This is a genomic window from Microcoleus sp. Pol8_D6, from assembly GCF_036700965.1.
GTDB lineage: Bacteria > Cyanobacteriota > Cyanobacteriia > Cyanobacteriales > Microcoleaceae > Microcoleus.
The window spans coordinates 14,925-39,980 of sequence record NZ_JAUBPW010000024.1; the positions used below are offsets into that span (position 1 = coordinate 14,925).

At 46.6% G+C, this 25,056-nt stretch carries 17 protein-coding genes; 12 read left to right on the plus strand and 5 right to left on the minus strand.

Features of this window, described 5'->3' with window-relative positions:
- The first annotated feature begins 38 nt into the window (after positions 1–38).
- Entirely contained in the window at positions 39–524 is a 486-nt protein-coding gene (locus QUA10_RS11965; protein ID WP_333080424.1) for a hypothetical protein, read from the plus strand.
- 74 nt (positions 525–598) lie between these two features.
- A complete protein-coding gene (locus QUA10_RS11970; RefSeq protein WP_333080426.1) occupies positions 599–2,368 on the plus strand; it encodes a tetratricopeptide repeat protein in 1,770 nt (589 codons plus the stop codon).
- 151 nt (positions 2,369–2,519) lie between these two features.
- On the opposite strand, the gene QUA10_RS11975 is transcribed toward QUA10_RS11970, so the two are convergent.
- Both QUA10_RS11975 and QUA10_RS11980 read right to left on the minus strand, forming a co-directional pair.
- The gene (locus QUA10_RS11975; protein ID WP_333080427.1) at positions 2,520–3,560 is read right to left on the minus strand and encodes a glucokinase; all 1,041 of its coding nucleotides are present in this window, start codon (positions 3,558–3,560) and stop codon (positions 2,520–2,522) included.
- Between the two features lie 208 nt (positions 3,561–3,768).
- Entirely contained in the window at positions 3,769–5,829 is a 2,061-nt protein-coding gene (locus QUA10_RS11980) for an amylo-alpha-1,6-glucosidase (RefSeq protein ID WP_333080429.1), read from the minus strand.
- Positions 5,830–6,146: 317 nt separating this feature from the next.
- On the opposite strand from QUA10_RS11980, the gene treZ reads away from it, so the two are divergent.
- The 10 genes from treZ to QUA10_RS12030 all read left to right on the plus strand — a co-directional run bounded on the left by treZ (position 6,147) and on the right by QUA10_RS12030 (position 21,740).
- Positions 6,147–7,976: a malto-oligosyltrehalose trehalohydrolase gene (gene treZ / locus QUA10_RS11985; protein WP_333080432.1), complete on the plus strand. Its 1,830-nt coding sequence runs from the start codon at positions 6,147–6,149 to the stop codon at positions 7,974–7,976.
- 228 nt (positions 7,977–8,204) lie between these two features.
- The gene (treY, locus tag QUA10_RS11990; protein WP_333080433.1) at positions 8,205–11,000 is read left to right on the plus strand and encodes a malto-oligosyltrehalose synthase; all 2,796 of its coding nucleotides are present in this window, start codon (positions 8,205–8,207) and stop codon (positions 10,998–11,000) included.
- Between the two features lie 664 nt (positions 11,001–11,664).
- A complete protein-coding gene (gene dnaK / locus QUA10_RS11995) occupies positions 11,665–13,572 on the plus strand; it encodes a molecular chaperone DnaK (protein WP_333080434.1) in 1,908 nt (635 codons plus the stop codon).
- A gap of 196 nt (positions 13,573–13,768) precedes the next feature.
- A complete protein-coding gene (locus QUA10_RS12000) occupies positions 13,769–14,281 on the plus strand; it encodes a DUF4112 domain-containing protein (RefSeq protein ID WP_333080436.1) in 513 nt (170 codons plus the stop codon).
- Between the two features lie 698 nt (positions 14,282–14,979).
- Entirely contained in the window at positions 14,980–15,588 is a 609-nt protein-coding gene (locus QUA10_RS12005) for a PadR family transcriptional regulator (protein WP_333080438.1), read from the plus strand.
- Positions 15,589–15,858: 270 nt separating this feature from the next.
- Entirely contained in the window at positions 15,859–17,643 is a 1,785-nt protein-coding gene (locus QUA10_RS12010; protein ID WP_333080439.1) for an efflux RND transporter periplasmic adaptor subunit, read from the plus strand.
- 203 nt (positions 17,644–17,846) lie between these two features.
- Complete coding sequence (locus QUA10_RS12015; RefSeq protein WP_333080440.1) at positions 17,847–21,050, plus strand: efflux RND transporter permease subunit; 3,204 nt, start codon at positions 17,847–17,849, stop codon at positions 21,048–21,050.
- Positions 21,051–21,077: 27 nt separating this feature from the next.
- Complete coding sequence (locus QUA10_RS12020; RefSeq protein WP_333035363.1) at positions 21,078–21,239, plus strand: hypothetical protein; 162 nt, start codon at positions 21,078–21,080, stop codon at positions 21,237–21,239.
- Between the two features lie 8 nt (positions 21,240–21,247).
- Positions 21,248–21,376 carry a hypothetical protein gene (locus QUA10_RS12025; RefSeq protein WP_333086263.1) on the plus strand — a complete coding sequence of 43 codons (129 nt, stop codon included), beginning with the start codon at positions 21,248–21,250 and terminating at the stop codon, positions 21,374–21,376.
- Between the two features lie 91 nt (positions 21,377–21,467).
- On the plus strand, positions 21,468–21,740 hold the full coding sequence (locus tag QUA10_RS12030) for a hypothetical protein (RefSeq protein ID WP_333080444.1): 273 nt from the start codon (positions 21,468–21,470) through the stop codon (positions 21,738–21,740).
- A gap of 98 nt (positions 21,741–21,838) precedes the next feature.
- Here the strand turns inward: QUA10_RS12030 and QUA10_RS12035 are convergent, their stop codons facing one another.
- From QUA10_RS12035 to QUA10_RS12045, 3 genes are read right to left on the minus strand one after another with little or no spacing between them, the layout of a single operon-like run.
- On the minus strand, positions 21,839–22,471 hold the full coding sequence (locus QUA10_RS12035) for a hypothetical protein (RefSeq protein ID WP_333080445.1): 633 nt from the start codon (positions 22,469–22,471) through the stop codon (positions 21,839–21,841).
- Positions 22,472–22,492: 21 nt separating this feature from the next.
- Positions 22,493–23,032 carry a hypothetical protein gene (locus QUA10_RS12040; protein ID WP_333080447.1) on the minus strand — a complete coding sequence of 180 codons (540 nt, stop codon included), beginning with the start codon at positions 23,030–23,032 and terminating at the stop codon, positions 22,493–22,495.
- Positions 23,033–23,089: 57 nt separating this feature from the next.
- On the minus strand, positions 23,090–25,018 hold the full coding sequence (locus QUA10_RS12045; RefSeq protein ID WP_333080448.1) for a pentapeptide repeat-containing protein: 1,929 nt from the start codon (positions 25,016–25,018) through the stop codon (positions 23,090–23,092).
- Positions 25,019–25,056: the final 38 nt, after the last annotated feature.

Genomic DNA, 25,056 nt, shown 5'->3' on the forward strand with positions numbered 1-25,056 from the left:
TAGGAGATTTAAAGTGATTATATTATTGGGAGTTTTCGATGATTAGCGATCGCCTGTCCCACCTGCAATCTGAAGTGAAAGGTTATTACGATCAACTCGCTGGCCAGGAAACAGCGAAACGGTTGGCTGAAGACGCGCAAAAGGTACGGCTTCAGCAGGGAATTGATAAACTGAAAAAAGAACTCGGTAGCGTTGAACGAGACTATTGGCAGCGCTGGCGGGCGGAAATTGCCGGATTGACGATTCCCGAAGCGGATGCGGAAATAGTTGCGAGTCAATTGGTGCGGGAAGTGGAGTTTCTGGAGATTGAACCTGCGGTTCAGAGGAATGCTGAATTGATGACGGTGTTACAGGAAATCAAAGCGGAGTTGAGTAAGCCGGGAATTCCGGCGGCGGGAAAACTCAAAGCAGCGATTCCGTTATTGCCGGGATTGATTTCCTATGAGATGGAGTTGGATACGGCAGGATTGTTGCGGCGGGTATTTCCCACGTTTTGTAACTTTGCAGACAAACTAAAAAAGTAACGCCCCCCGAATCGCAGGAGAAGCCGCAAAGGCCAACAAAGCTTTGGCTATTTGCAGGGGCGATCGGAGGGTTATTGAGTCTCGGTGGTGGCGGTATAGGTTTGCATTTTCTACAACCTCAGTTATCACCTCTATGTCTGATACAACAGTGCAAACAAAAAACCCAAACTGTAACGGTTCTGTTAGCGGAGTTTGATGGGGTGGATGCGGAAAAATATCGCGTCACAGAAACGATTTTACAGAACTTGCAGGATGCAACTAAAAATTACCCAACCGTGAAAATTCTGCCCCTCAAACAAGCGATTAGTCAGCAGGAAGGCAAAGATAAAGCGCGGGAATTGGGCAAGAATAAAAATGCGGATATTGTGATTTGGGGTTGGTATGGCAAGACGCAGCAGAAAGCAGCAGTCAGCGTGAATTTTGAGATTCTTTCAGCAGCAAAGGATTATCTCGATGTAGGTAAGCAAGTGCAGGGAAAACCTCGCTACATGGCGGTGGCTGCGCTAGAAAGTTTTGAGATACAAGTCAATTTAGCGGAGGAACTGAAATATTTAACGTTGGTGACATTGGGGGTGTCTGCTTATGCAGCGGATGATTGGGATAATGCTATTAAACAACTAACGGTAGCACTTTCAGTGGCTAAACCAAATAAAGAAGCTGCACTTGACCCAGCCACTATTTATTTCTATCGCGGCCATACTTACGACAATCAAAAGGAATACGATCGCGCCATTGCCGATTACAATCAAGCCCTCCTACTCAATCCTAAATATGCAGAAGCCTTCAACAATCGCGGCAGTGCTTACGGCAAGAAAGGGGAATACGAGCGCGCCATTGCCGATTCCAATCAAGCCCTTCTACTCAATCCTAAATATGCAGAAGCCTTCAACAATCGCGGCAATGCTTACAGCAATAAAAGGGAGTACGATCGCGCCATTGCCGATTACACTCAAGCCCTAAAACTCAATCCTAAATATGCAGCACCCTTCTACAACCGCGGCCTTACTTACGGCAATAAAGGGGAATACGATCGCGCCATTGCCGATTACACTCAAGCCCTTCTACTCAATCCTAAAGATGCAGAAGCCTTCAACAATCGCGGCATTGCTTACAGCAATAAAGGGGAATACGATCGCGCCATTGCCGATTACACTCAAGCCCTTCTACTCAATCCTAAATACGCAGAAGCCTTCAACAATCGCGGCAATGCTTACTACTATAAAAAGGAATACGATCGCGCCATTGCCGATTACAATCAAACCCTTCTACTCAATCCTAAAGATGCAGAATTTTTCAACAATCGCGGCATTGCTTACTACGATAAAAAGGAATACGATCGCGCCATTGCCGATTACACTCAAGCCCTTCTACTCAATCCTAAATACGCAGAAGCCTTCAACAAGCGCGGCATTGCTTACTACGATAAAAAGGAATACAATCGCGCCATTGCCGATTACACTCAAGCCCTTCTACTCAATCCTAAATACGCAGAATTCTTCAACAATCGCGGCATTGCTTACGGCAATAAAAAGGAATACGATCGCGCCATTGCCGATTTCAATCAAGCCCTTCTACTCAATCCTAAATACGCAGAAGCCTTCTATAATCGCGGCATTGCTTACAACTATAAAAAGGAATACGATCGCGCCATTGCCGATTTCAATCAAGCCCTTCTACTCAATCCTAAAGATGCAGACGCCTTCTACAATCGCGGCCTTGCTTATGAACTCAAAGGCGACAAAGTAAAAGCAATTGAAAGCTATCGCCAAGCTTTAGCCGTCGCTCAAGATCCGCAGGTGAAGGAGTTGACCCAGCGGAAGCTGAAAGAACTGGAAGGGAAGTAATTTTAGGTTTCAGCGATTGAGAATGTCCTAACCGTCTTGGCAGTTCCTATATAGCAAGCCTAAATTATTTTTGTAATTTTGTAGGGGCAATCCCCCCGTGGTTGCCCCGATCAATCAGGGGCGGGCACGGGGGCACCGCCCCTACATTCTCCTAAAGACCGGCCGCACAAACAGCCGCCCCAATTAACCCTACATTGGGATTCAAAACCAATCGAACTGGCATCATTTCTAACAGCGAATCCATCCGGCCTTTGTGCGTAAAAGCTCGCATAAAACCCCCTTCTAGAATCAGCGGCAAAATCTTAGCAGCAATGCCGCCAGCTACGTACAAACCGCCGTAAGGTAACAGTGTCACAGCCAGATTTCCCGCCACTGCACCGTAGGCTTCTACAAACATTTGCATTGTTTGTTCGGAAAGCCGATCGCACTTTTTGAGTGCCGCCTGTGCAATTGTCGCCCCCGGATCGACACTCTTCTCACTTTTACCCATTTCTGACTCCCATTTTTTGATAACTTCCCCTATCTCCGGCGATTCAGGAGCAAACTTTTTGTCCCGCAAAAACTGGTAAATTGAAACAATCCCTTGTCCCGAAACTACACGCTCGATCGATATTCGGGAAATGTCGTGTTTTGCTAACAAATATTTCAGCAATTGAAACTCCAACTCCGAACGAGGAGCAAAGTCACCGTGTCCCCCTTCCGAAGAAAAAACCCTGATGCCATTTGCTTCAGGAATTCCATAACAATTTCCCAAACCAGTACCCGCACCAATCACAGCAATTGGATCGTGTTCGCGAGGTTTTCCGACTTGCAAAGTGTGCAAATCTCGATCGTCCAAAGCCCACACGCCGTAGCCAACCGCGACAAAATCATTAATTAAACTAACGTGTGATATTCCTAATTCCTGTTCCAGACGCTTCGCATCCAGCATCCAAGGCAAATTAGTCAGTTTTGCAGTGTTATTAACCACCGGGCCTGCGATCGCAAAACAAGCTTTTTCAGGCAATGGCGTCAAATCCAATTTCGTAGCAGCTTCCCTCAAAAACTGCTGCACCATCGGCACTAAATCGGGAAACTCCGCGCTCGGATAGCGAAACTCGTAAAGAGCGTTCATTTCACCGTTAACAGTCCTTTCCACTAACCGCAAAATTGTCTTAGTCCCGCCAATATCGCCCGCTAATAATAATGCCATAAATCTCCTATTTAATTAGTAGTTGTCTTGATTTCGTTGCCGAATAACCCACCTAGTTTATAACAATTATAGGCAGATTGGTGAACTCTTTTTTTAAACGAACCGCAGAGGTACTCTTGACGCAGAGAAAGAGAACAGACAGAGAAAGAGAGATTCTCTTGAGGGCTTGAATTTGCGATATTACCAAATGATTGATAACACTACTAATTTAAACACCCACAGTATTAATTGCCAACCAAGCCCGCAGCACCTCAGCCACAGTCCAAGCTTGAGCCGTGCAGCCCCGAGGCGAGTGAGGGGCGTCGCCCTCAAAAATTTCGCCCAGACTGCCAACTCCGCCACCCCTTATATGATGTGCCATCGGTTCCAGGAATTCGCGAGCTTGTGCTGGGTTTTTGTATACGTGTAAGTGCGCCAAGACAAACGGGCCAATCAGCCAGCCCCAAACTGTGCCCTGGTGGTAGGCGCTGTCGCGCTGCAATTGGTCGCCTCCGTATGCGCCGCGATATTGCGGGTGCTGCGGCGATAGGCTGCGGAGGCCGACAGAAGTTAGAAGCTGTTGAGCGCAGGCGTCCACCACGCCGCGCTGCTGGATGGGCGTCAGTAACGGTGTATAGCGAGTTTCCTGGCGCATCCCCGCTGACAAGGAGTTGGCGGAGTGAGGAGGAATCGAGTCTAGGGGCAAGGATACGGCAAATATTTGGTTGGGCCGCAGGGAGCTCTCGTGTCCGTCGGGGCCGTCGAGAACGTCGTAACAGTAACCGGTTGAGGGGTTCCAGAAGCGAGGAAATCCGGCGGCTGTTCGATCGCCCAATTGCTGGTATTCATTGTGAGGCTTGCCCAGTTTTCGAGCAAAACTTGCCATAGCTTGTATAGCATTGTACCAAAGCGCGCTGAGTTCGATCGGCTTACCAATCCGAGGCGTCACCACCCAATCGCCGATTTTCGCGTCCATCCAAGTCAGTTGCACACCCTTCTCGCCGGCGTAGATTAAACCGTCATCGGGATCGACGCGGATATTATACCGAGTTCCCTGTATGTGCCAATCAATAATCTCACATAACACCGGCCAGAGTTCGCTCAAAAGTTCGTCGTCTCCCGTGGCATCAATATAAGCGCGGATTGCCTCAAAGTACCACAGCGTGGCGTCTCCGGTGTTGTATTCCGGTTCGCCACCCGCATCCGGGAAGCGGTTCGGCAGCATTCCCCGATCGACATACCGCGCAAAAGTCCGCAAAATCGATCGCGCAATTTCCCCTCGCCCGGTACAGATTGTGAGGCCGGGTAGGGCGATCGTCGTATCGCGCCCCCAGTCGCTGAACCAGGGATATCCGGCGATGATTGTTTTGCCTTCGGGTTCCTCCGGTAGCGGGCGGCTGACGATAAATTGGTCGGCGGCGAGCACTAAGGTATTGATCCAGTCGGGAGATTCGCTCACTTTTGACCAGTTGTGCAGCAGTTTTTGGTCATAAGTGTGACGCAATTCTAAAGCTGTACCGCCGTTGAGTTCGGGATTTTTCTCGGTGCTGGCTATCAATGTGAGAGAACTTCCCGGTGCGATCGTCATGTGAAAAGTCGCCGCCTGCAAGTGATCCTCGCAGCAATCCAATCCGCGGCGCTTTTCGGCTGCTAGATCCAATCCGTAATGCCAATTGTATAAGGGCGCAGAGACTCGAAAGTTGGCCTCTGGTGCGGCATCTGTCAGCAAATACAGGGGTGCAGCCTTGGGAAATGCAGTCACGCAAACCCCGCGTTCCAAGGTTTCTAGGCTCATCTGCCAGTCGCCGGCGCTCGTCGTGTGGTGGTAGTCGCGGTAGTTGACTAGGGCTTTGACAGCGAGGGCGATCGGTTGTGAGGCCCGGTGCAAGCGGTATTGAATATATGTTGTGTTAGCACCTTGCTGCATCCAAATCCGCTTTTCCAGGATAGCGTCGGCGAGAGCAAACCTCCAAACAGGCGTCGTGCCTTCGAGGTGAAAGCTTTCGATGTAGTTGTAGCCGTGGGGTTCCATCGTCGCGTCGGCCCAGCGGTTTGTATAAAGCGGATAGGCGCGATCGTGATACACAGCCGTCTCGTCCAGCTTGGCGAGCATCAAAGTGCGTCCCAGCGGGGGTTTGAGGGCGGCTACCAGCAAGCCGTGATAGCGGCGGGTGAGGAGATTTGCGATCGTCCCGCTAGCGTAACCGCCGATCCCGTTTGTGACCAACCACTCCCGAGACTCCGCCGAGTCGAGATTGCAGCAGATTTCCCGTCCAAAAGCCATAACCATAAAGTCCACACTCGCGCTGATTTTTGACCTACCTTTAGGTAGATTTTCGACATGATATCAACCAGAAATATTAACGCTTCCAGACCGTTAATTTGGCGATCGCCCCCGTGCCGATTCCTGCTCTAATTTAGACACAACCAACCGCTAATTTTGCCCATTACACAATTTTTGCCTTTGATGCCTCTGTCTAAAGTTAGTTGTTTGTTATATTAAGTAATATTACCGTCTAAACAGGCGCTGAACGTTAAGGGCAAAGCATTTGATGGCGCGTCGGGCGATCGAACCACCAACCTATTTTATAAGGAGAACAACTCAAAGTGAAGATAGGAGCAAATTACCTCGGCAACAACCAATGTGAATTTACCGTTTGGGCGCCCACCGTCAAACAAATCGCAGTCCAAATTGTTTCCCCAAAAAAACGCCTGATACCCCTGCAACAATCAGCAGAAGGTTATTGGCAAACCACAGCTACAGACATCGAACCAGGAACCCTTTACACCTACCAAATCGAAGGAAAAACCGAGCGACCAGACCCAGCCTCAAAATATCAACCCCAAGGCGTACACGCCCCGTCGCAAGTAATAGATGAAACTATTTTTACTTGGACTGACACAAATTGGCAAGGCGTGCCGCTAGCCGAAATGATTATTTACGAACTGCACGTCGGCACGTTCACCCAAGCCGGAACATTTGAAGCAATAATTCCCCAGCTAAAACAACTTAAAGAATTGGGAATCAACGCCATCGAAATAATGCCAGTAGCCCAATTCCCTGGCGAGCGAAACTGGGGATATGACGGCGTATATCCCTACGCCGTTCAAAACTCCTACGGCGGCCCCGAAGGCTTCAAAACACTCGTCAACGCCTGCCACGAACACGGTATTTCAGTACTTCTCGATGTAGTTTACAACCACCTCGGTCCCGAAGGAAATTATCTCAGGGACTTCGGCCCCTACTTTACCTCAAAATACGGCTCGATTTGGGGAGATCCCCTCAACTTCGACGATGCCTACAGCGACGGCGTGCGTAACTACTTTATTGAAAACGCCCTCTACTGGTTTCGAGACTATCACATCGATGCCCTGAGATTAGATGCAATTCAAGCAATATTTGAAGTTGGTGCAAGACCTTTTTTACAAGAACTATCCGATGCCACAGCCGAGATTTCCCAAGAACTGGGACGGAAACTTTACTTAATAGCCGAAAGTGACTTAAATGATGTCCGCACTATACGTCCTAAAGAACTGGGGGGCTTCGGATTAGACGCCCAATGGTGCGATGATTTCCACCACGCACTGCACGCCTTGCTCACTGGAGAAGACGACCGATACTACCAAGATTTCGGCAAGTGCGAACACTTAGAAAAAGCCTTCAAAGAAAGCTTTGTTTACTCCGGCCAGTACGCCCCCCACAGAAAGCGGAAACACGGCAATTCTGTTAAGGATGAACCGGGTCATAAATTTCTGGTGTTTGCCCAAACCCACGACCAAATCGGCAACCGCATTTTGGGAGACCGACTATCCAAAATAGTTGACTTGGAAGGATTGAAACTTGCAGCCGGCACAGTTTTAATTTCTCCCTACATTCCCTTCTTTTTTATGGGAGAAGAATACGGAGAAGAAGCACCGTTTTTTTACTTCATTTCCCACTCGGACGAAAACTTAATTGAAGCTGTCCGCAAAGACAAACAACAAGAATTTAAAATCTTTGAAGGCAGAGGCGAGTTTAACGACCCCCAGAGTCCTGAGACTTTCGATAAGTGTAAGTTAAACTGGGAAAAACAAACCGAAGGCAAACACAAAATCCTTTGGGAATGGCATCAACATCTGATTCAACTGCGGCGGACAATACCGGCCCTTAAAAAACTCGACAAAAACAGTCTAGAAGTGTCCAGCATTGAAGCGGAAAAAATCTTATTTCTACGTCGCTGGACAGATGACAGCCAGATATTCTGCATTCTAAACTTCAACAGTCACGAGGTAGCCTTTACGGCTGCACTTCCCCAAGGCAACTGGAACAAAATTTTAGACTCTGCTGATGAAAAATGGATGGGTTCAGGTTCTAGCTTGCCGGAAAAGATAAATTCACAGCAAGAATTGACTGTTAAACCCCAGAGTTTCGCACTTTACGAAATAATACAGAAATAGTAGGTTGGGCGGAGCGAAGCGTAGGGTTCGCTGCCGCTCAACCCAACAACTGATTTTAGATTGGCGATTTGAGATTTTAGATGGGAGCAACAATCTCAAATCTCACTTAAATCTCAAAGTGAAGGGCTTGGGCGGAGTGAAACGGAGGGTTCGTTCTCCACTCAACCTAACTATTTCTAATTTTAAACAACAAACCCAACCAACTAATTAATTAGGAGTAAAATTAAGGTGAGAATTCCCACAACCACTTATCGGCTTCAATTTCATGCAGGTTTTAACTTTGAATCCGCCAAACAAATCCTTAGCTATCTGGAAGATTTAGGAATTACCGACGTTTACGCTTCACCGATATTTAAAGCAAGAAAAGGCAGCTCTCACGGATACGATGTCGTTGACTCAAATCAGATCAATCCCGAATTGGGAACATCAGAAAATTTTGAAGCCCTCACATACGAAATCAAGAAACGGAACATGGGATGGCTGCAAGATATTGTCCCAAACCACATGGCTTACGACACTCAAAACTTGCTACTGTTAGACGTATTGGAACACGGGCCGGATTCCGACTATTTCGATTACTTTGATATTGAATGGAATCATGCTTACGAACATCTCAGAGGTCGAGTTTTGGCTCCGCTGCTGGGCAATTTTTATGGAGAGTGTCTGGAAAATGGCGAGATTCAACTCAAATACAGCGAAATTGGGCTGACCATCAATTATTATAGCTTACAATTGCCAGTAAGAATTGAATCTTATGCTAAATTTATCAGTCATAATTTGGGGCATTTAGCCAGGGAATTAGGCAGACGCCATCCAGATTTTATCAAGTTTTTGGGAATTCTTTATTTGATTAAAAATACACCTTCAGAAACTAAAGGTAAAACCCGATACGATCAGATAGCTTTTGTCAAAGGACTGCTCTGGGAACTCTACAATCAAAATCCCCTTGTACAGGAATTCATTGATAAAAATATCAAAGTTTTTAACGGAGAAAAGGGAAATGCCGAAAGCTTTAATCTGCTAGACGATTTGCTTTCCGAGCAGTTTTACCGTCTGTCTTTCTGGAAAGTGGGGGCCGAAGAAATTAACTACCGAAGGTTTTTTACGGTCAACGAACTTATTTCGGTAAAAGTTGAAGAGATTAAAGTTTTTCACAAAAACCATGCTCTGATATTCGACATGGTTGATGAGGGAAAGTTTACCGGATTGAGAATCGACCACATCGACGGACTTTACGACCCCACAGAATATTTGAAACGGCTCCGGGAGAAAGTCGGAGATACTTACATTACTGTTGAAAAAATTCTGGAGCACGAAGAAGATTTGCCGTCATATTGGCCGATTGAGGGAACGAGCGGCTACGACTTTTTGAATTACGTAAACGGCGTTTTTTGTCGCTGCGATCGCGAACAGCAATTTAGCGAAATATATCAGAGATTTACTCGCTTGAATGTTCCCTACGAACAGTTGTTTTTAGATAAAAAAGGGCTGATTGTTGAGAAAAACTTGGCGGGAGATGTAGACAATCTAGCTCAACTTTTGAAGAATATCTCGGGTCAATCCAGACAGGGAAACGACTTTACTCGTCCCGGTTTGGAAAAAGCATTGGCGGCGGTTTTGACGATTTTTCCAGTATACCGAACTTACATCAATCAAGACGGTTTGAGGGAGTCCGATCGCACTTACGTACAATATGCGATCGCCCATGCCAAACAACAAGCACCCAGACTCCTCAAGGAACTTAAATTTATCGAAACGGTGCTGTTACTGGAAGAAGAAGAAACTCTAACACCAGAACAAAAAGAGCAGCGTCGGCACTTTGTAATGAAACTCCAGCAGTTGACGGGCCCATTAATGGCAAAAGGCGTTGAAGACACGCTTTTATACGTCTACTATCGGCTTTTATCCCTCAACGAAGTGGGAGGAAATCCCAGTCAGTTCGGCGTGTCCCTGGGAGATTTTCACGAGTTCAACAAACAACAGCAAGTCGCTTGGCCGCACAAAATGAATGCTACAGCTACCCACGATACCAAACGCGGCGAAGATGTGCGAGCCAGAATAAACGTTTTGTCAGAAATTCCCGATGAATGGGAACAGCAAGTCAGGTCTTGGAGAGAGGTAAACTCTTCTAAGAAAGTCAACTTTGCGAATCGAATGGTTCCAGATACTAATGACGAATACTTCCTGTACCAAACTCTGCTCGGCAGTTTTCCCTTTGAGGGAATTGAAAACACTGATTATGTCCATCGCCTGAAAGATTATGTGATTAAAGCTGTCCGTGAAGCCAAAGTTTATACGGCTTGGCTGAGACCGGATAACGATTACGAAGCTGGTTTTATGACCTTTGTCGATACCGTTCTCGAACCTTCGGAACAAAATCAGTTTCTCAACAAATTTACACCTTTCTGTAAAAAAGTAGCTAATTACGGAATTTTCAATTCTTTATCTCAAACGCTGCTGAAAATCACGTCTCCGGGCGTTCCCGACATTTATCAAGGGACGGAATTCTGGGATTTAAGCCATGTCGATCCGGATAACCGCCGTCCCGTGGATTTTGAACGCAGAATCGAGGTTTTGCGGGAAATTAAAGAGCAAGCTCAGACGGATATTTTGCAACTGGTTGAAGATTTGATTGCGACGCGAGAAGACGCGAGAATTAAGTTGTTTTTGACGGCAAGAGCGCTAGAAGCGAGAAAACAATACTTGCAAGTTTTTCAATCTGGCGATTATCTGCCCCTGGAAGCAGTTGGCACGTTTAAAGATAATGTTGTTGCCTTTGCCAGAAGCTTTGGAGAGACTACAGTTATTGTCATTGCTCCCCGGTTTTTGACGGGAATTGTCAAACCGGAAGAAATGCCGATCGGCAAACAAGTCTGGAAAGATACTAATTTGAAATTATCCGAGGAAATGCCGTCGGTTTGGAAAGATGCAATTACAAATCAGGCGGTAGAAAGTAACGGTACTTTGGCAATTGGTGACGCTCTCAGTTACTTTCCGGCAGCTCTGCTGATCGGTAAAAAATAGCAATGCAAATCTGGAAAATTCACTAATTTTCCGAGATTCCCAGGAGGCGGACTTGAGGCTCTCCCTCAATAAAATATTCCTTCCCCGGCACAGCCTGGAAGTAAACGGGTAGGGACAGGGCATTGCCCTGTCCCTTTTTAGAATTGATGTTATATCAAATCCGTTAGCATCGGAATAGTAAATTCAAGTTCGCTGTTCACTGTTGACTGGTCACTGTCCACTGTCAACCGTCAACCGTCAACATCATGTATGAGTGTAACCGGAAATGATATTAAACCTGATTTGAAGCCAAAAAACGGATCGCCCCTACCAACCAAACAAAATTTATACAACAAAGACGGCAAATACAACACAACGTATACGGTTTGCCACAATACCCGAATCGCTCCAACCCCGTACATTAGGAAGAGTAAAGAAAAGCAGTCAACAACTGTAGCGGTGCAAACCTCATGAATGCAACCGTCCCCCAAAAGGTTCGGTAAACACGCCTTCATCGCCTGGTCTAACCACCCGCAGTATAGAGATAAGCACCTATCTAAGACTGTATTAAAGCAGGACTCACTATCCGTACACCCCCCACAGGTGAAATCGCAGTCCTGAATAACCAGACTATCACACAGATAGAAAACCAAAATTTTGTAGAGATTGGAGCCGGAACACCCCTATGGGAAAAGTAGTTGGAATTGACTTAGGTACGACAAACTCCTGCGTCGCAGTTATGGAAGGCGGCAAACCCACCGTCATAGCCAACGCCGAAGGGGGTCGCACCACACCTTCTGTAGTAGCATACGCTAAAAATGGGGATCAACTTGTCGGACAAATCGCCAAGCGTCAAGCCGTGATGAATGCCGAAAACACCTTTTACTCAGTAAAACGGTTTATCGGGCGTCGGGTTGATGAAGTAACCCACGAAACCACTGAAGTTTCCTACAAAGTTCTCAAAGTCGGCAACAGCCTCAAACTAGACTGTCCCGCCCGTGGCAAGCAATTTGCCCCAGAAGAAATTTCTGCACAAGTTCTCCGCAAACTCGTAGAAGACGCCAGCAAATACCTCGGCGAAACTGTTACCCAAGCGGTAATTACTGTTCCCGCTTACTTTAACGACTCCCAGCGCCAAGCTACGAAAGACGCGGGAAAAATTGCCGGTATAGAAGTGCTGCGGATTATTAACGAACCTACAGCAGCAGCTTTAGCTTACGGGTTAGATAAAAAAAGCAACGAAACCATCCTCGTATTTGACTTAGGTGGCGGTACTTTCGACGTATCTATTCTCGAAGTAGGCGACGGCGTATTTGAAGTGCTAGCAACTTCTGGAGACACTCACCTCGGCGGTGACGACTTCGACAAAAAAATCGTCGATTACATCGCTAACGAATTCCAAAGAGCCGAAGGTATTGACCTTCGTAAAGACAAACAAGCACTGCAACGCCTGACGGAAGCCGCAGAAAAAGCCAAGATTGAGCTTTCAAGCGTTACCCAAGCAGAAATCAACCTGCCGTTTATTACCGCGACTCAAGACGGGCCAAAACACTTGGACACGACTTTGACGCGGGGCAAGTTTGAAGAACTGTGCTCGGATTTGATCGATCGCTCTCGCATCCCCGTAGAAAATGCGATCCGCGACGCCAAATTAGACAAATCTGCAATTAATGAAGTCGTCTTAGTTGGTGGTTCTACGCGCATTCCTGCGGTGCAAGAACTGGTCAAAAAACTCCTTGGCAAAGACCCCAACCAAACGGTAAACCCGGACGAAGTGGTCGCAGTGGGTGCAGCAATTCAAGCAGGCGTACTCTCCGGCGAAGTCAAAGACATCCTGTTGCTCGACGTTACTCCGCTGTCTCTCGGCGTCGAAACCTTGGGTGGCGTGATGACCAAAATCATTCCCCGCAACACCACTATTCCTACCAAGAAGTCGGAAACTTTCTCGACTGCTGTAGACGGCCAAACAAACGTGGAAATTCACGTTTTGCAAGGCGAACGGGAAATGGCGAATGATAACAAGGATTTGGGAACCTTCCGCTTAGATGGAGTTCCTCCCGCCCCCCGTGGCGTACCTCAAATTGAAGTTACTTTCGATATCGATGCTAACGGTATTTTGAATGTAGCTGCTAAGGATAAAGGTACTGGCAAGGAGCAATCGATTAGCATTACTGGTGCTTCTACTTTGCCCAGCAATGAAGTCGAGAAAATGGTCAAGGAAGCCGAGGCGAATGCGGCTGCTGACAAGGAACGTCGCGAAAGGATCGATCGCAAAAACCAAGCGGATTCTCAAGCCTATCAAATCGAGAAGCAGTTAGCAGAATTGGGCGATAAAGTTCCCGCTGATGACAAAACTAAGATTGAAGGGTTGCTCAAAGACTTGCGCGAGGCCATTGGTAGTGAAGATGATGATCGCATCAAGACCCTAACAACAGAGTTGCAGCAAGCATTCTACGCTGTCAGCAGCAACCTGTACCAGCAAGCAGGCGGCCCAACTGACGGCCCTGGTGGCCCCGGCGGCTACGGAGACGGTGGCCCCACAGGCGGCGGCGACGACGTGATTGACGCCGACTTCACTGAAGGCAACAAATAACAGGCTAAATTAAAAGCCCCCAGCTAGAAGCAAGAAACCCGGTTTTGAACAGAAACCGGGTTTCTGTGCATTCAAAAACAAACAAAAGGCGATCGCCCAAAATCAGTAAAAATCTGCTTGAGGCATAGTGAAAAAATTGAATATGCTTCAATAAATATCATAAACTAGCAGTAATATCGCAATCGAGAGCCATTAAATGTCACGTTCTCCTATACAAAATTCCTCCCCAAATAACCCCAGCCCATCTCATGTAGCATCCTTGCGCCGACTGCGCCGGATCAGCCATTTACTAGACAATGCAATTCCGATTCCCGGCACAAATTACCGCATCGGACTCGATCCGATATTGGGACTGATACCGGGCGGCGGCGATGTAATCAGTTCAATTTTTGCAGGATATGTTGTCTTCAAATCCGCTCAAATGGGAGTGCCTCAAGAGACCTTAGTAAAAATGGCAGCTAATATCGTATTTGATACAGTTGCTGGTACTGTACCGGTAGCCGGAGATTTGTTGGATGTTGCTTGGAAAGCTAATGTCAAAAATATAGAATTGTTGGATGCTCATTTAGGTTCCCCTGAACAAGGCAAAAAAGCCGATTGGCTATTTGTGGCGGCGTTGCTGTTGGGTTTGATATTAATTGTCGGAGGCGTGATTTTCTTGAGTGTGATGCTTTTTGGATGGCTCTTTCAAGTAATTACAGGGCGTTAATTGGGGTTTTATGAGCAAGATAAATCACTCTCTTTGTGTCATATTAATAACATATAATCGGGGAAAGTTTTCCTAAACAATCATCTTTGAGGATGATTACGGCCATGGAAAAACATCTGGGTTTAACTACCCGTATGGTGCGTTGCTTTTTTTTATGCCTCAACAAAGAGCTAAAATCTCACAGATCCGTACCTTACAAACAGGGCGAGTGGAAACAAACCCAACATTTTTTTACTGCAATACTTGAGAAAAATAATAAGAGTATTAGCTACAAAAAAAACAGTGGCTGCAATCAATCTTCAATAAATACTAAAGTGTGTCATGGTTGAAAAATTCAACCAACTCCTACCAATAAAAGTTCTGATTCTCTTGCCAAGAAGAGATATAGCCTTTCTCAGAAAGATGAGGTACGACTGGGCATAGGGCATAGGGCATAGGGCATAGGGCATACCTCACTTTTTTGAGAACCGCTATATGTGGCAGAAATTTGAGATCTTGCACCATTCTCAAGAACAGGCAAGATGCCTGTTCCACAAGAAAATTCACTCTGAGTTCTGAAAAGTATATCTTAAGGGTATTGACAAAAATTATTAAATGTGAATTTAAATCTCGATTTTCTTGGAAACTAGCTATTGACCCGATCTCCCTTGAGTCCGATATAGTGATATAATCCAGACTATAATATCAAATTGATATAAATGCTTGAATTATCAGCCCTTGGGCTGCTACAGTTGCAACCCCTGCACGGCTATCGGTTAAAGCAAAAACTGGAGCTGTTTATGAGCAGTTGCATCAGCGTCAACTACGGAGCGATTTACCCGCTGTTGAAGCGCTTGGAAGAGCGAGGGGAGATTTCGGTAATTGCCGAAGAAGCCGGAGATGCAGGTTGTCCGCGCAAAATCTACGGAATTACCGCCCAAGGGCGCGAACTCTGGCGGCAAAAAATGCTCGAACACCCTCAAGAAAGCTGGGTTAACAGTGGTTCCCGGTTCCAAATCAAGTTTTTCTTTTTTGGCGACTTAGAACCAGCAGAACGGCTGAAGCTATTGGAACACCGCTTGCGAGCCTGTTACACCCGGCAAGACTACATCGAAAGCCTCAAGAGCGAATATCCACTAACCGACGACTATCAATTTGCCTCTCGCGATCGCTGCAAGTCAGTGCTGGCGTCAGAGATAGAGTGGTTAACCGAGCAGCTAGCCAAGGAAAAAAGTGCGATCGCCGGAGTGCGTGACTCCCTCACCTTCGCTGAATCTGCCGACTCCAAGGGAAAATCCTTCCAACTCACCCACTCAGGTGAGTCATAAGAAGGATGTGTAATCATTCCTGCCATCGTAACTTTTGAGAGATAACAAGAAGCTTTCCTAAAAATAATCACTCCCTGGCTTGGCTAACTGTGATGAGACTAAAGCCCTGCACATACCCCAACCCCATTAAAAAGGGACTTTCCCGATTTCATCCTGTTTAAAATCGCTTGTCCTTATTCCCCCTCTGTTTGAGGGGAACGCCGGAGAATCAAATATTCCGCCCAAGTCTCAGTAAGTCAGAAGTTAAAAAACATCTAAGTGGTGCTGCCCATGAGTTATTCTAAATCCCCAGAATCAGTCGTTGAAGCCCAAGAGCAAAAATCTCCCACACCGGAACTGCACCCAACCGAAGCAGACAGCGAGCAACTGCAGGATTTTGCAGCCGTTGCCGATGATCGCCCCGAACCTGTTGCTAAACCACGATCGCGCTGGCCCCTAATTGCCGCGCTCGCGATCGTCACAGGCGCAGCAGGTTTCGGCTGGTACTCGTGGCAATCGGGTCATAATCGCGCACAGCAACCGGCAGCAGCAGCCCAACCCCCAGGCATACCAGTCAAGCTCGCAGCCGTACAAAACAGCTCAATCCAAGATTCCTCGGAATTTGTCAGCAGCTTAGAAGCCAAGCGTTCGGTAGAAATCAAACCCGAAGTAGAAGGGCTAGTCACGGAGATTTTTGTCAAATCCGGGGACTTCATAAACAAAGGGCAAGCCATCGCCCGCATGAAAAGCGACAGCGCCCAAGCTGACTTGAGGGAATCCCAAGCCAACCTGATTCGCGCTCAATCCCATTTAGCCGAATTGCAAGCAGGAGCAAGGCCCGAAGAAATCGCTCAAGCTCAAGCCCAAGTCGCCCAAGCCCAAGCCAACCTCGCCCAACTGCGATCGGGCTCTCGGCCAGAAGAAATTGGTCAAGCCCAAGCCCGCGTTAGCCAAGCTGAAGCCGACCTCGCCGACGCTCAAACAGGTAGCCTCTTAGAAGACATTGCCCAAGCAAGAGCGCAAATAGAGGCAAGCACAGCCGAAGCAAAATTAGCCAGCCAACAGCTTGCCAGATATCAGGCATTGGCAAAAGAAGGCGCAGAATCCGCCAACACCCTCGAACAATACACGCAAAAAGAAGGCACCGCCAAAGCCAATCTCCGAGAAGCTCAAAGGCGGTTCGAGCAGCGGCAAAAGAACAGACAAGCTGAGATCGAGCGCCGGACAGCGGCTTTGCAACAGCAGCGGCAAGCTTTGCGGCAATTGCAAAACGGTTCGCGGCCAGAGGAAATAGCCAAAGCCGAAGCAGAAGTCGCACAAGCCAAAAGCAGATTAGCGCAGTTAGCCAACGGTACGCGCCAAGAACAGCTCGATCAAGCTGAAGCGCAAGTTGCCGAGGCCGCCGCTCAAGTGCGCGGCTTTGAAGTACAACTACAAGAAACTGCTGTCATCGCGCCCTTCGCGGGAGTCATCGGCGACATACCAGTGAAAGTAGGTGATTACTTGCAAAAAGGTAACGCCATTGCCACCCTGACAGAAAACCAATTGCTAGACTTGCGGTTATCAATTCCTTTGGAACGGCAGCCTCAATTACGCTTAGGGCTGCCAGTACAAATGCTCGACGCTCAAGGTAAGGCGATCGCCCAAGGTCAAATCAGTTTTATCTCCCCAAACGTCAGCGCCAATTCTCAAACAATTTTAGCTAAAGCCACATTTCCCAACCCCGGTGGAGAACTGCTTAATCTCCAGTTTGTAAAAGCTAAAGTCATCTGGAAACAGAACCCGGGAATTTTAGTTCCAGTAACAGCAGTCACTCGCTTAGGTGGAGAAACTTTTGTCTTCACAGCTCAAAAGCCGGAACAGCAAAAACCTGGAATGCCACCTTTAGTAGCGCGCCAAAAAGCCGTGAAATTGGGAGCGATTGAGGGGAATAATTATCAAGTTATTCAAGGTTTGCAAGCAGGTGAAAAAATTGTTACCGCAGGCATCCTTAACCTGACAGACGGTGTTCCGATTATGGCTCAAGAGGAAGGAAAAGGAGCAGGCGAAAAATTACCAGTAGGAAGCAAAAAATAAGGTATGTTGTTTCGCTTGTGCGCTCTTGATTCACCTCTTAAGAGCGTACAAGCGCAACTACGTACCTTATGTGAAACTACTTGATTGCTCAGCTATTAATAAAAAAGGGGAAGTTTTAATTTTTGACGTAAGTCTAATTAGAATTAGGAATTAGGAATTAGGAATTACGAATTATCAACTAACAACTACCCATTACCCAAATAATGTTTGCAGATTTTTTTATTAAACGACCAGTCTTTGCTAGCGTCTGCGCCTTAATTATTATCTTGGTAGGCGCAATCAGCATCCCCAGCATACCTATCGAGCGCTTCCCCGACATTAGCCCTACCCAAATCAACGTCACAGCTAACTATAGCGGGGCGAGTGCTGAAATTGTAGAAAATGCCGTTACCAACATCCTAGAAAGGCAAATCAACGGGGTTGAAGGACTAAAATATCTAACTTCCAGTAGTAGTAACGATGGCACTAGCACCATTACAGCTACCTTTGATTCCTCGCGCAACAAAGATATTGCCGGGGTCGATGTTCAAAATCGAGTTGCAGTTGCTCAACCCCAATTACCAGATGCCGTACAACGCACAGGAGTTAGAGTTACCAAACAATCTACAAGTCTCCTATTAGCGATCGGTTTATTTACAGAAAATAAAGAATACGACACCATATTTTTAAGCAACTACGCTGACCTCTATTTAGCAGATGCTTTAAAGCGGGTAAAAGGTGTTGGCGACGTGCGAATTTTTGGGGAAAGACGGTATGCAATGCGTTTATGGATAGACCCCAATAAATTAGCAGCTCGCCGTCTCACAATGCAAGATATAACGAGGGCTCTCAACGAACAAAACTTGCAAGTTGGTGCTGGGAGAGTTGGCCAAGAACCTGCTCCACAGGGACAAATGTATCAAATTGACTTGCGTGCTGAAAGTCGCCTGAAAGAACCAGCAGAATTTGAAGAAATTGTCCTCAAAACAGAGACCAATGGAACGTTAGTTAAATTAAAAGATGTGGGGAGAGCAGAACTAGGGGCAGAGAATTACAGCTCATTTCTGCGATTTCGAGGCAATGATGCAGTAGGTTTAGGGATTTACCAACTGCCTGGAAGTAATGCTTTGAATGTTGCCCATGCCGTCAAGACAGAAATGGAAAAACTAGCTGTTGCTTTCCCTCCGGGGTTGATACATAGAGTAGCGCTGGACACGACTTTGTTTGTAGAAGAGTCGATGGCAGAAGTAGTCAAGACATTATTTGAAGCTGTCTTGCTGGTGGTGATAGTTATTTTTGTTTTCTTGCAAGACTGGCGCACCACTATTATTCCTATCATCACAATTCCAATTTCTTTGATTGGGACGTTTGCCTTTATCAAAGTTTTCGGATTTACGATTAACAGTTTATCTCTGTTTGGTCTGACATTAGCGACGGGATTAGTGGTTGATGACGCTATCATTGTAGTAGAAAATATTGACCGCCTAATCCGCCAAGGGATGAATGCCCGCGAAGCAGCTTTTGAGTCAATGCGGGAGCTTTTTAGCGCTGTAATTGCGACTTCTTTAGTGTTAATGGCAGTGTTCGTACCCGTGGCATTTTTCCCCGGAACTACAGGGGCGCTTTATAAACAATTTGCGCTGACAATTGCTTTTTCAGTTCTGCTTTCTACCTTTATTGCTATTACTCTTACGCCCTCGCTTTCAGCTATATTACTGCGTCGAGGGCCGAAGTTTGGGGGCCCGCTAGGTTGGGTTTTTGACCGTTTTAATGGAGTTCTCAATTGGGTACAGCGGCAATATCGGAAATCCTTAATATTTCTCACAGGAATTAAGACTATTGTCACCCTCGTGTTCATCGCTTCTCTGGGAGTAACAGCTTGGCTTTATTTATCAGTGCCCACAGCATTTATCCCGGAAGAAGACCAGGGGTATTTTATGACAATTATTCAAGGGCCCCAAGGTGTTTCGCTGCAATACACTCAGAAAGTAATGGATCAAGTAGAACAAGAAATCCTCAAACTTCCTGAAGTTGTCGGGACTTTTTCAGTGGGTGGATTTGGTTTTAGCGGTAGCACTTCTAATCAAGGCATTATATTTACTACACTGAAAGCCTGGGACGAACGTCACGGAGAAGATCAAACTGTACAAGCGATTATTGGTAAGTTGCGGGGTAAGTTTTTCTCGATTCCAGAAGCTAGAATTTTCCCTGTGAATCCGCCGGCTATTCAAGGTTTAGGTCAATTTGGGGGTTTCCAATTTCAATTGCAAGACCGTAAAGGTAACAGCGGTTTAGATGGCTTAGTTCAGACTATGGGCGGGATTTTGAAGCAGGCAAATCAGACACCGGGATTGCAAGCGGTATTTAGTACGTTTGCTGCGAATACGCCTCAGTTAATTGTGGAGGTTGACCGCAATCGAGCTAAGGCTCTAGATATTCCCATTAATGATGTTTTCAGTACGTTACAAACGGCTCTGGGTGCTCAGTATGTGAACGATTTTAACCTCCAGCAGCGCAATTATCGGGTTTATGTTCAGGCGGATAAACAGTTTCGTGATAACCCTGAAGACATTGGAAAATTGTATGTGCGTTCTGGAAAGAATGAAATGGTTTCTTTGAGCAATTTGGTGAAGATCACTCCGGTGGTCGGAGCACAAACTGTTAACCACTACAATTTGTATAGGTCAATTGAAATTACTGGCTCTCCTGCTCCGGGAGCCAGTTCTGGACAGGCGCTAAAATCGATGGAAAAGGTTTCAGCTCAAGTTTTGCCTTCGGGTTTTGGCTACGAATGGTCGGGGAGTTCTTTAGAAGAAATTGAATCGGGGGGTCAAGCACCGATTATTTTCGGTTTGGGGCTGATTTTTGTGTTCTTGGTGTTGGCTGCTCAGTATGAAAATTATGTCGATCCTTTCATTATTTTGCTATCGGTGCCTCTGGCAATTTTGGGTGCACTTTTAGCTCAGTCGTTGCGGGGTTTGGCGAATGATGTTTATTGCCAGATTGGTTTGGTGATGTTGATTGGATTGTCGAGTAAAAATGCGATTTTAATTGTGGAGTTTGCGAACCAGTTACGGGAGCAGGGATATTCAATTGCTAAGGCGGCAGTTGAGGCTTCTCAAGAGCGTTTACGACCGATTTTGATGACTTCTCTGGCTTTCATTTTGGGTATTGCTCCTCTGGTTAACCCCGAAGGTGCGGGTGCAGCGAGCCGCCGATCGCTAGGGAATGCGATCGCCGGGGGGATGGTTGTTTCTACTGTCTTGAGTTTGTTTATAGTGCCGGTTCTGTATGTGGTGGTTGTCTCGGCTCGCGATCGCTTTAAGAAGCGCGATCGACTAGACAATCTCCCCGATGATGGTACAACTTTGAACGGCAAAACAACTCCCCACGAGGAGATTGAACGCGATAAAGTATCGCCGTTGTAGTTGGTAAGTTGAAAAGGCGATCATTTTGTGAGTCTCATTGGTGCGATCGCCCAAAACCCGCCAATCCCGCATCAAAACCCCCAAAGTCCCCAGATTAGTCCGGGGATCAATTCTTCAATCGAAAATCCAAAATCCAAAATCCAAAATCGATTGACGGCGGCCCCCATCTGCGGCTACGCTTTGAAGTGAGAGGTTGCTTGCTTGTAGAGGAGGCAGCCCGCGTCGCCCAAAAATCTAGTTGCACTGCCCAAAGCTGCTACGAACAGCAATGGACAGCTAACCGCCAAACTGGGTATAGCAGTCTGGAGGCTAACGGAGTATCTTAACATCCTCTGTAGCCGCCCTGCTATGTGTTGAAATGCGGGGCGGCTGGGTTTTTGGGTTTTTCTAGAAAACCCAAAACCAGGAGAACATATTATGTCACAGGAATTCTTGCCTGACGACAACAAGTCCGATCGCCCAAATGACGACTCAGCAGCAGTATCGGAACAGGAAGTTGTGCTGTTAACGGTTGTCGGTTCGTCCAAGGGTGTCAGGGAAACCATACTGACTTTGTACCGACTAGGATTTGCCGAAGTCGGCGATTGGAGCCCCGTACAACGTGCAGCCAATCCGAAGCAGGTGATGAGCGTGCTGATCCGTCGGAAGCGATCGACTGATGATACACCGCCGAGAAAATCTGGACGGTAAGCTGCGCTGTCATTTTGATTGAAGCGAAGAATCTTCGTGGGGTGGGCGTCTCGCCCGCCCTAAAAATACAATTACTTACTGGGCGTTGATATTGGATTTCAGGGTAAAAGTAAGAGACTTGCGATCGCGGGCAACAATTTACTGCAAGCTTCTACCAATGTCGCCGCACTAGGTAAACCAGCAATAGTCCCTTTCAAAATTTTCATTGCCGTTTTCCCCGCCTTTTGCATTGTACTTTCTTGGGGATTTTTCCCTACTTCTGCCAAAGTTTTTACCTGCTCCAATGCTTCAGCTTTATCATCATCAGATAAATCAGTTTCAGCCTCTATCGCTGTTTGTAACTGGGTCAATAATTCTTTTATTCCCGGTTCATCTGGTTTAGCAGAATCAGATAATTGATTAATTGTATTGGCAACAGTACCGCTGATATCACCTAAACTTAAAGCTCCTGCGCCGCTAGCGTTAACGGTTCCGCCTGTAATTTCTATTTTGCGACTTTGGTCACTCATAACTTTATTCTGTGATGTAGATTTAACTTCATTATTAATAATAACATTAACAGGTCGCGTCGCCAATAATTTTAGAAGTTCATTTAACTCCAAAATTTTTTGACGGTAAAAGTCTATATCTCTATCTTTAGCTTGCAGTTCAGATTTGTGCTTGGCTTCTAAATCTTTGATAATTTGCTCATAGGCCTGGATAATTCGAGTAAGACTTTCGTCATTTTGCATGGTTTAGGTAAGACTTTATGCTTACTTATCCTCCTGAATAATATTAATCGACAGCGGTTGTTTAGCTAACATCTCTGTTAGTTCTCTCATTTCAGCTATTTGCTGGCGATATAAAGCGATTTCCTCATCTTTATATTTTAATTCTGCCTTGTATTTTTGGGCGATCGCCCTTAGTGACTCCACATCCTCTGATTCGGCTATCGACTCCTCTTCCTGACTGGAACGAGCATCGGTTTCAAGTTGTGTTAAACTTTTAGAAACTGCTTCGGAAATAGCTATCTCTTGACGGTACATGGCAATCTCGCAATCTTTGGCGCGCAATTCAGCTTGATATTTATCTTCAAGAGCCTTTAACAGTAGTTCGTAGTTTTGCTTTAACTCGTGATAAATTATAGCTTGCTTATCATCTGTCAGAGCATTGACAAAGATTGCAATTACTCCCTTTTCGGAATTTTCTATACTCTGGATTGACAATTCTGTGTTTTCATTCGCAATGGCAGCTTGCAATTGCAGCAGTAATTCTTTAAATTCCGGCTTTCCTGAACTTACTGATACGCTCATAGCTTTGATTTCCGCTGTTACCAGAGTTTGACTAAAATTATAGCATTACTCAATTTGTCAGGAAGGGCGATCGCCTGGATCAGGCAACTCCTCGATCGTGTTGGCTGTTGTACCGTCATTATCTCCTAAACTTAACGAGCCGGCACCGGTAGCGTTAACCGTTCCGCCGGAAATTTCAGCTTTGCGACTTCGATCGATGTTGTCGCTTCCGATTTTATTCTCTGCTGTAGATTGATTGTTAATGTTAATTATAGGATTCGATGGCTGAGGCACGGTTGAAGGATTTACCAAATATTGACTAAACACTCCTTTCACCAAGTCTTGAAAGACACGATAGTGATGTCTTTCTATTGCAATAATTTCTTCTTTAGATTTTAATTGCTCGGCTCGCATTTGAGCTTCTAGCCTTGCTTGATAAACTTCGTCCCAAATTTGCTCAACTTTACCCTTATCCGTTCGTTCGGGAACTTTAAGAGTCAGTAAAACATCGTTTTCTTTCTTCTCAACTCCTTGAATTGACTCCGGTGTAATGTCTGAAAAATCTCGCATTAACTTCTGGAAAGCGGCAACAAAAGCTTCGGGGTTAATCCCATCTTTGAGGAGGATTTGCACGGTTTCCATAATCTTTTTATAGAGTTTCTCGAAATCTCCCGGTTCAAAACATTTAGTGATGTGGTGAGGGCGGCGTTCGCGATCGTCAGTTCCCGGTTTGGGATATTCTAGAAGATAAACAAACTGACAGTCAACGCGATCGAGCTTTGTAGTAGCGTCAATGTTCCAAGCTTCCAAACAAGCACCTTTAAAATAAGCTTCTGTAAAATCTGTTGCTAAGGCTTGAGTTTCAGTCAGGTTTGCGAATTCCAAATTAGCTTGGTGCAAAGTTGCTTCGCTGAGATTAGCCTGCTTGAGATTAGCCTCGTTGAGATTAACGCCTATCAAGTTTGCTCCTTGGAGATTCGCACCAACATAGGATTTTTTGTAGCCGTTTCCAGTGATGAGTAATTCTCGGACGCGGGTATCAGCTAATATCGAACTACCGACTCGCGCGCGATCGAGTTTTTCTGTATTGTGGAAGCAAGTGCGAGTGAGATTGGCGGTTCTCAAATCTGTACTTTTGAGGGTGGCCTCAGTGAAATTGGCATCAGTTAGATCCGCATTGCGAAAGCTAGTGCCACCTGTAGCGGCAAAGGCAATGGCGATGCTGCGAATCAAGGCCTGTTTTTCATCCCCAGCCAGGGCACGCCAAGCAACGTAAATACCTAGTCCTGCCGCTGTCGCTGCCACTACCACTGCCCCTGCCACTGCCCCTGCCCCTGCCCCTGCTGCTGCCCCTGCCCCTGCTGCTGCCCCTGCCGCTACCACTGCCACTATCCCTGCGACTGCCACTGCCCCTGCGCCTGCCACTACCGCTGCTACTGTCCCTGCCGCTGCGATTGCCCCTGCCCCGGCTGCTGCCCCTGCGGCTGCGACTGCCGCTGCCCCTGCCCCTGCAACTGCCGCTGCCACTGACCCTGCCGCTGCCCCTGTCCCTGTCACTGCCCTTGCCCATGCTGCTGTCGCTGCTGCTGTCGCTGTCGCTGCTGCTGCCGCTGCCCCTGCCCCTGCGGCTGCCCCTGCGGCTGCCCCTCCTCCTAGACCTTGGCGGATAGTAAGTATAAAGAAGATTGCCAAAACTATCAACACAACCACACCGGGAATAATGGTGTACTGTTTGATGTTATTTGGAGTGAAAAAAACTGCTACCCACAAACTAGCAAAGCCTGACATCAATCCCGATATTAACGATAGAAATAGCGAAACAGTTACTAGAAAAATTGTCCAGCGACGTTGCAGTCCAGCTTTGGTACGGGTAAAGTCAGCTTTTCTGAGGATGGCATCGGTGAAGTTTGCGCCTCGGATGTCTGCACCGATGAATTTCGCACCTGTGAGATTTTGACCTTTGAAGTTGTGACCTCGGAGATTTTTACCGGAAAAGTCTTTGGGCATGATTTCACGCAGGGATATAATATTATGTCCAGTCAATT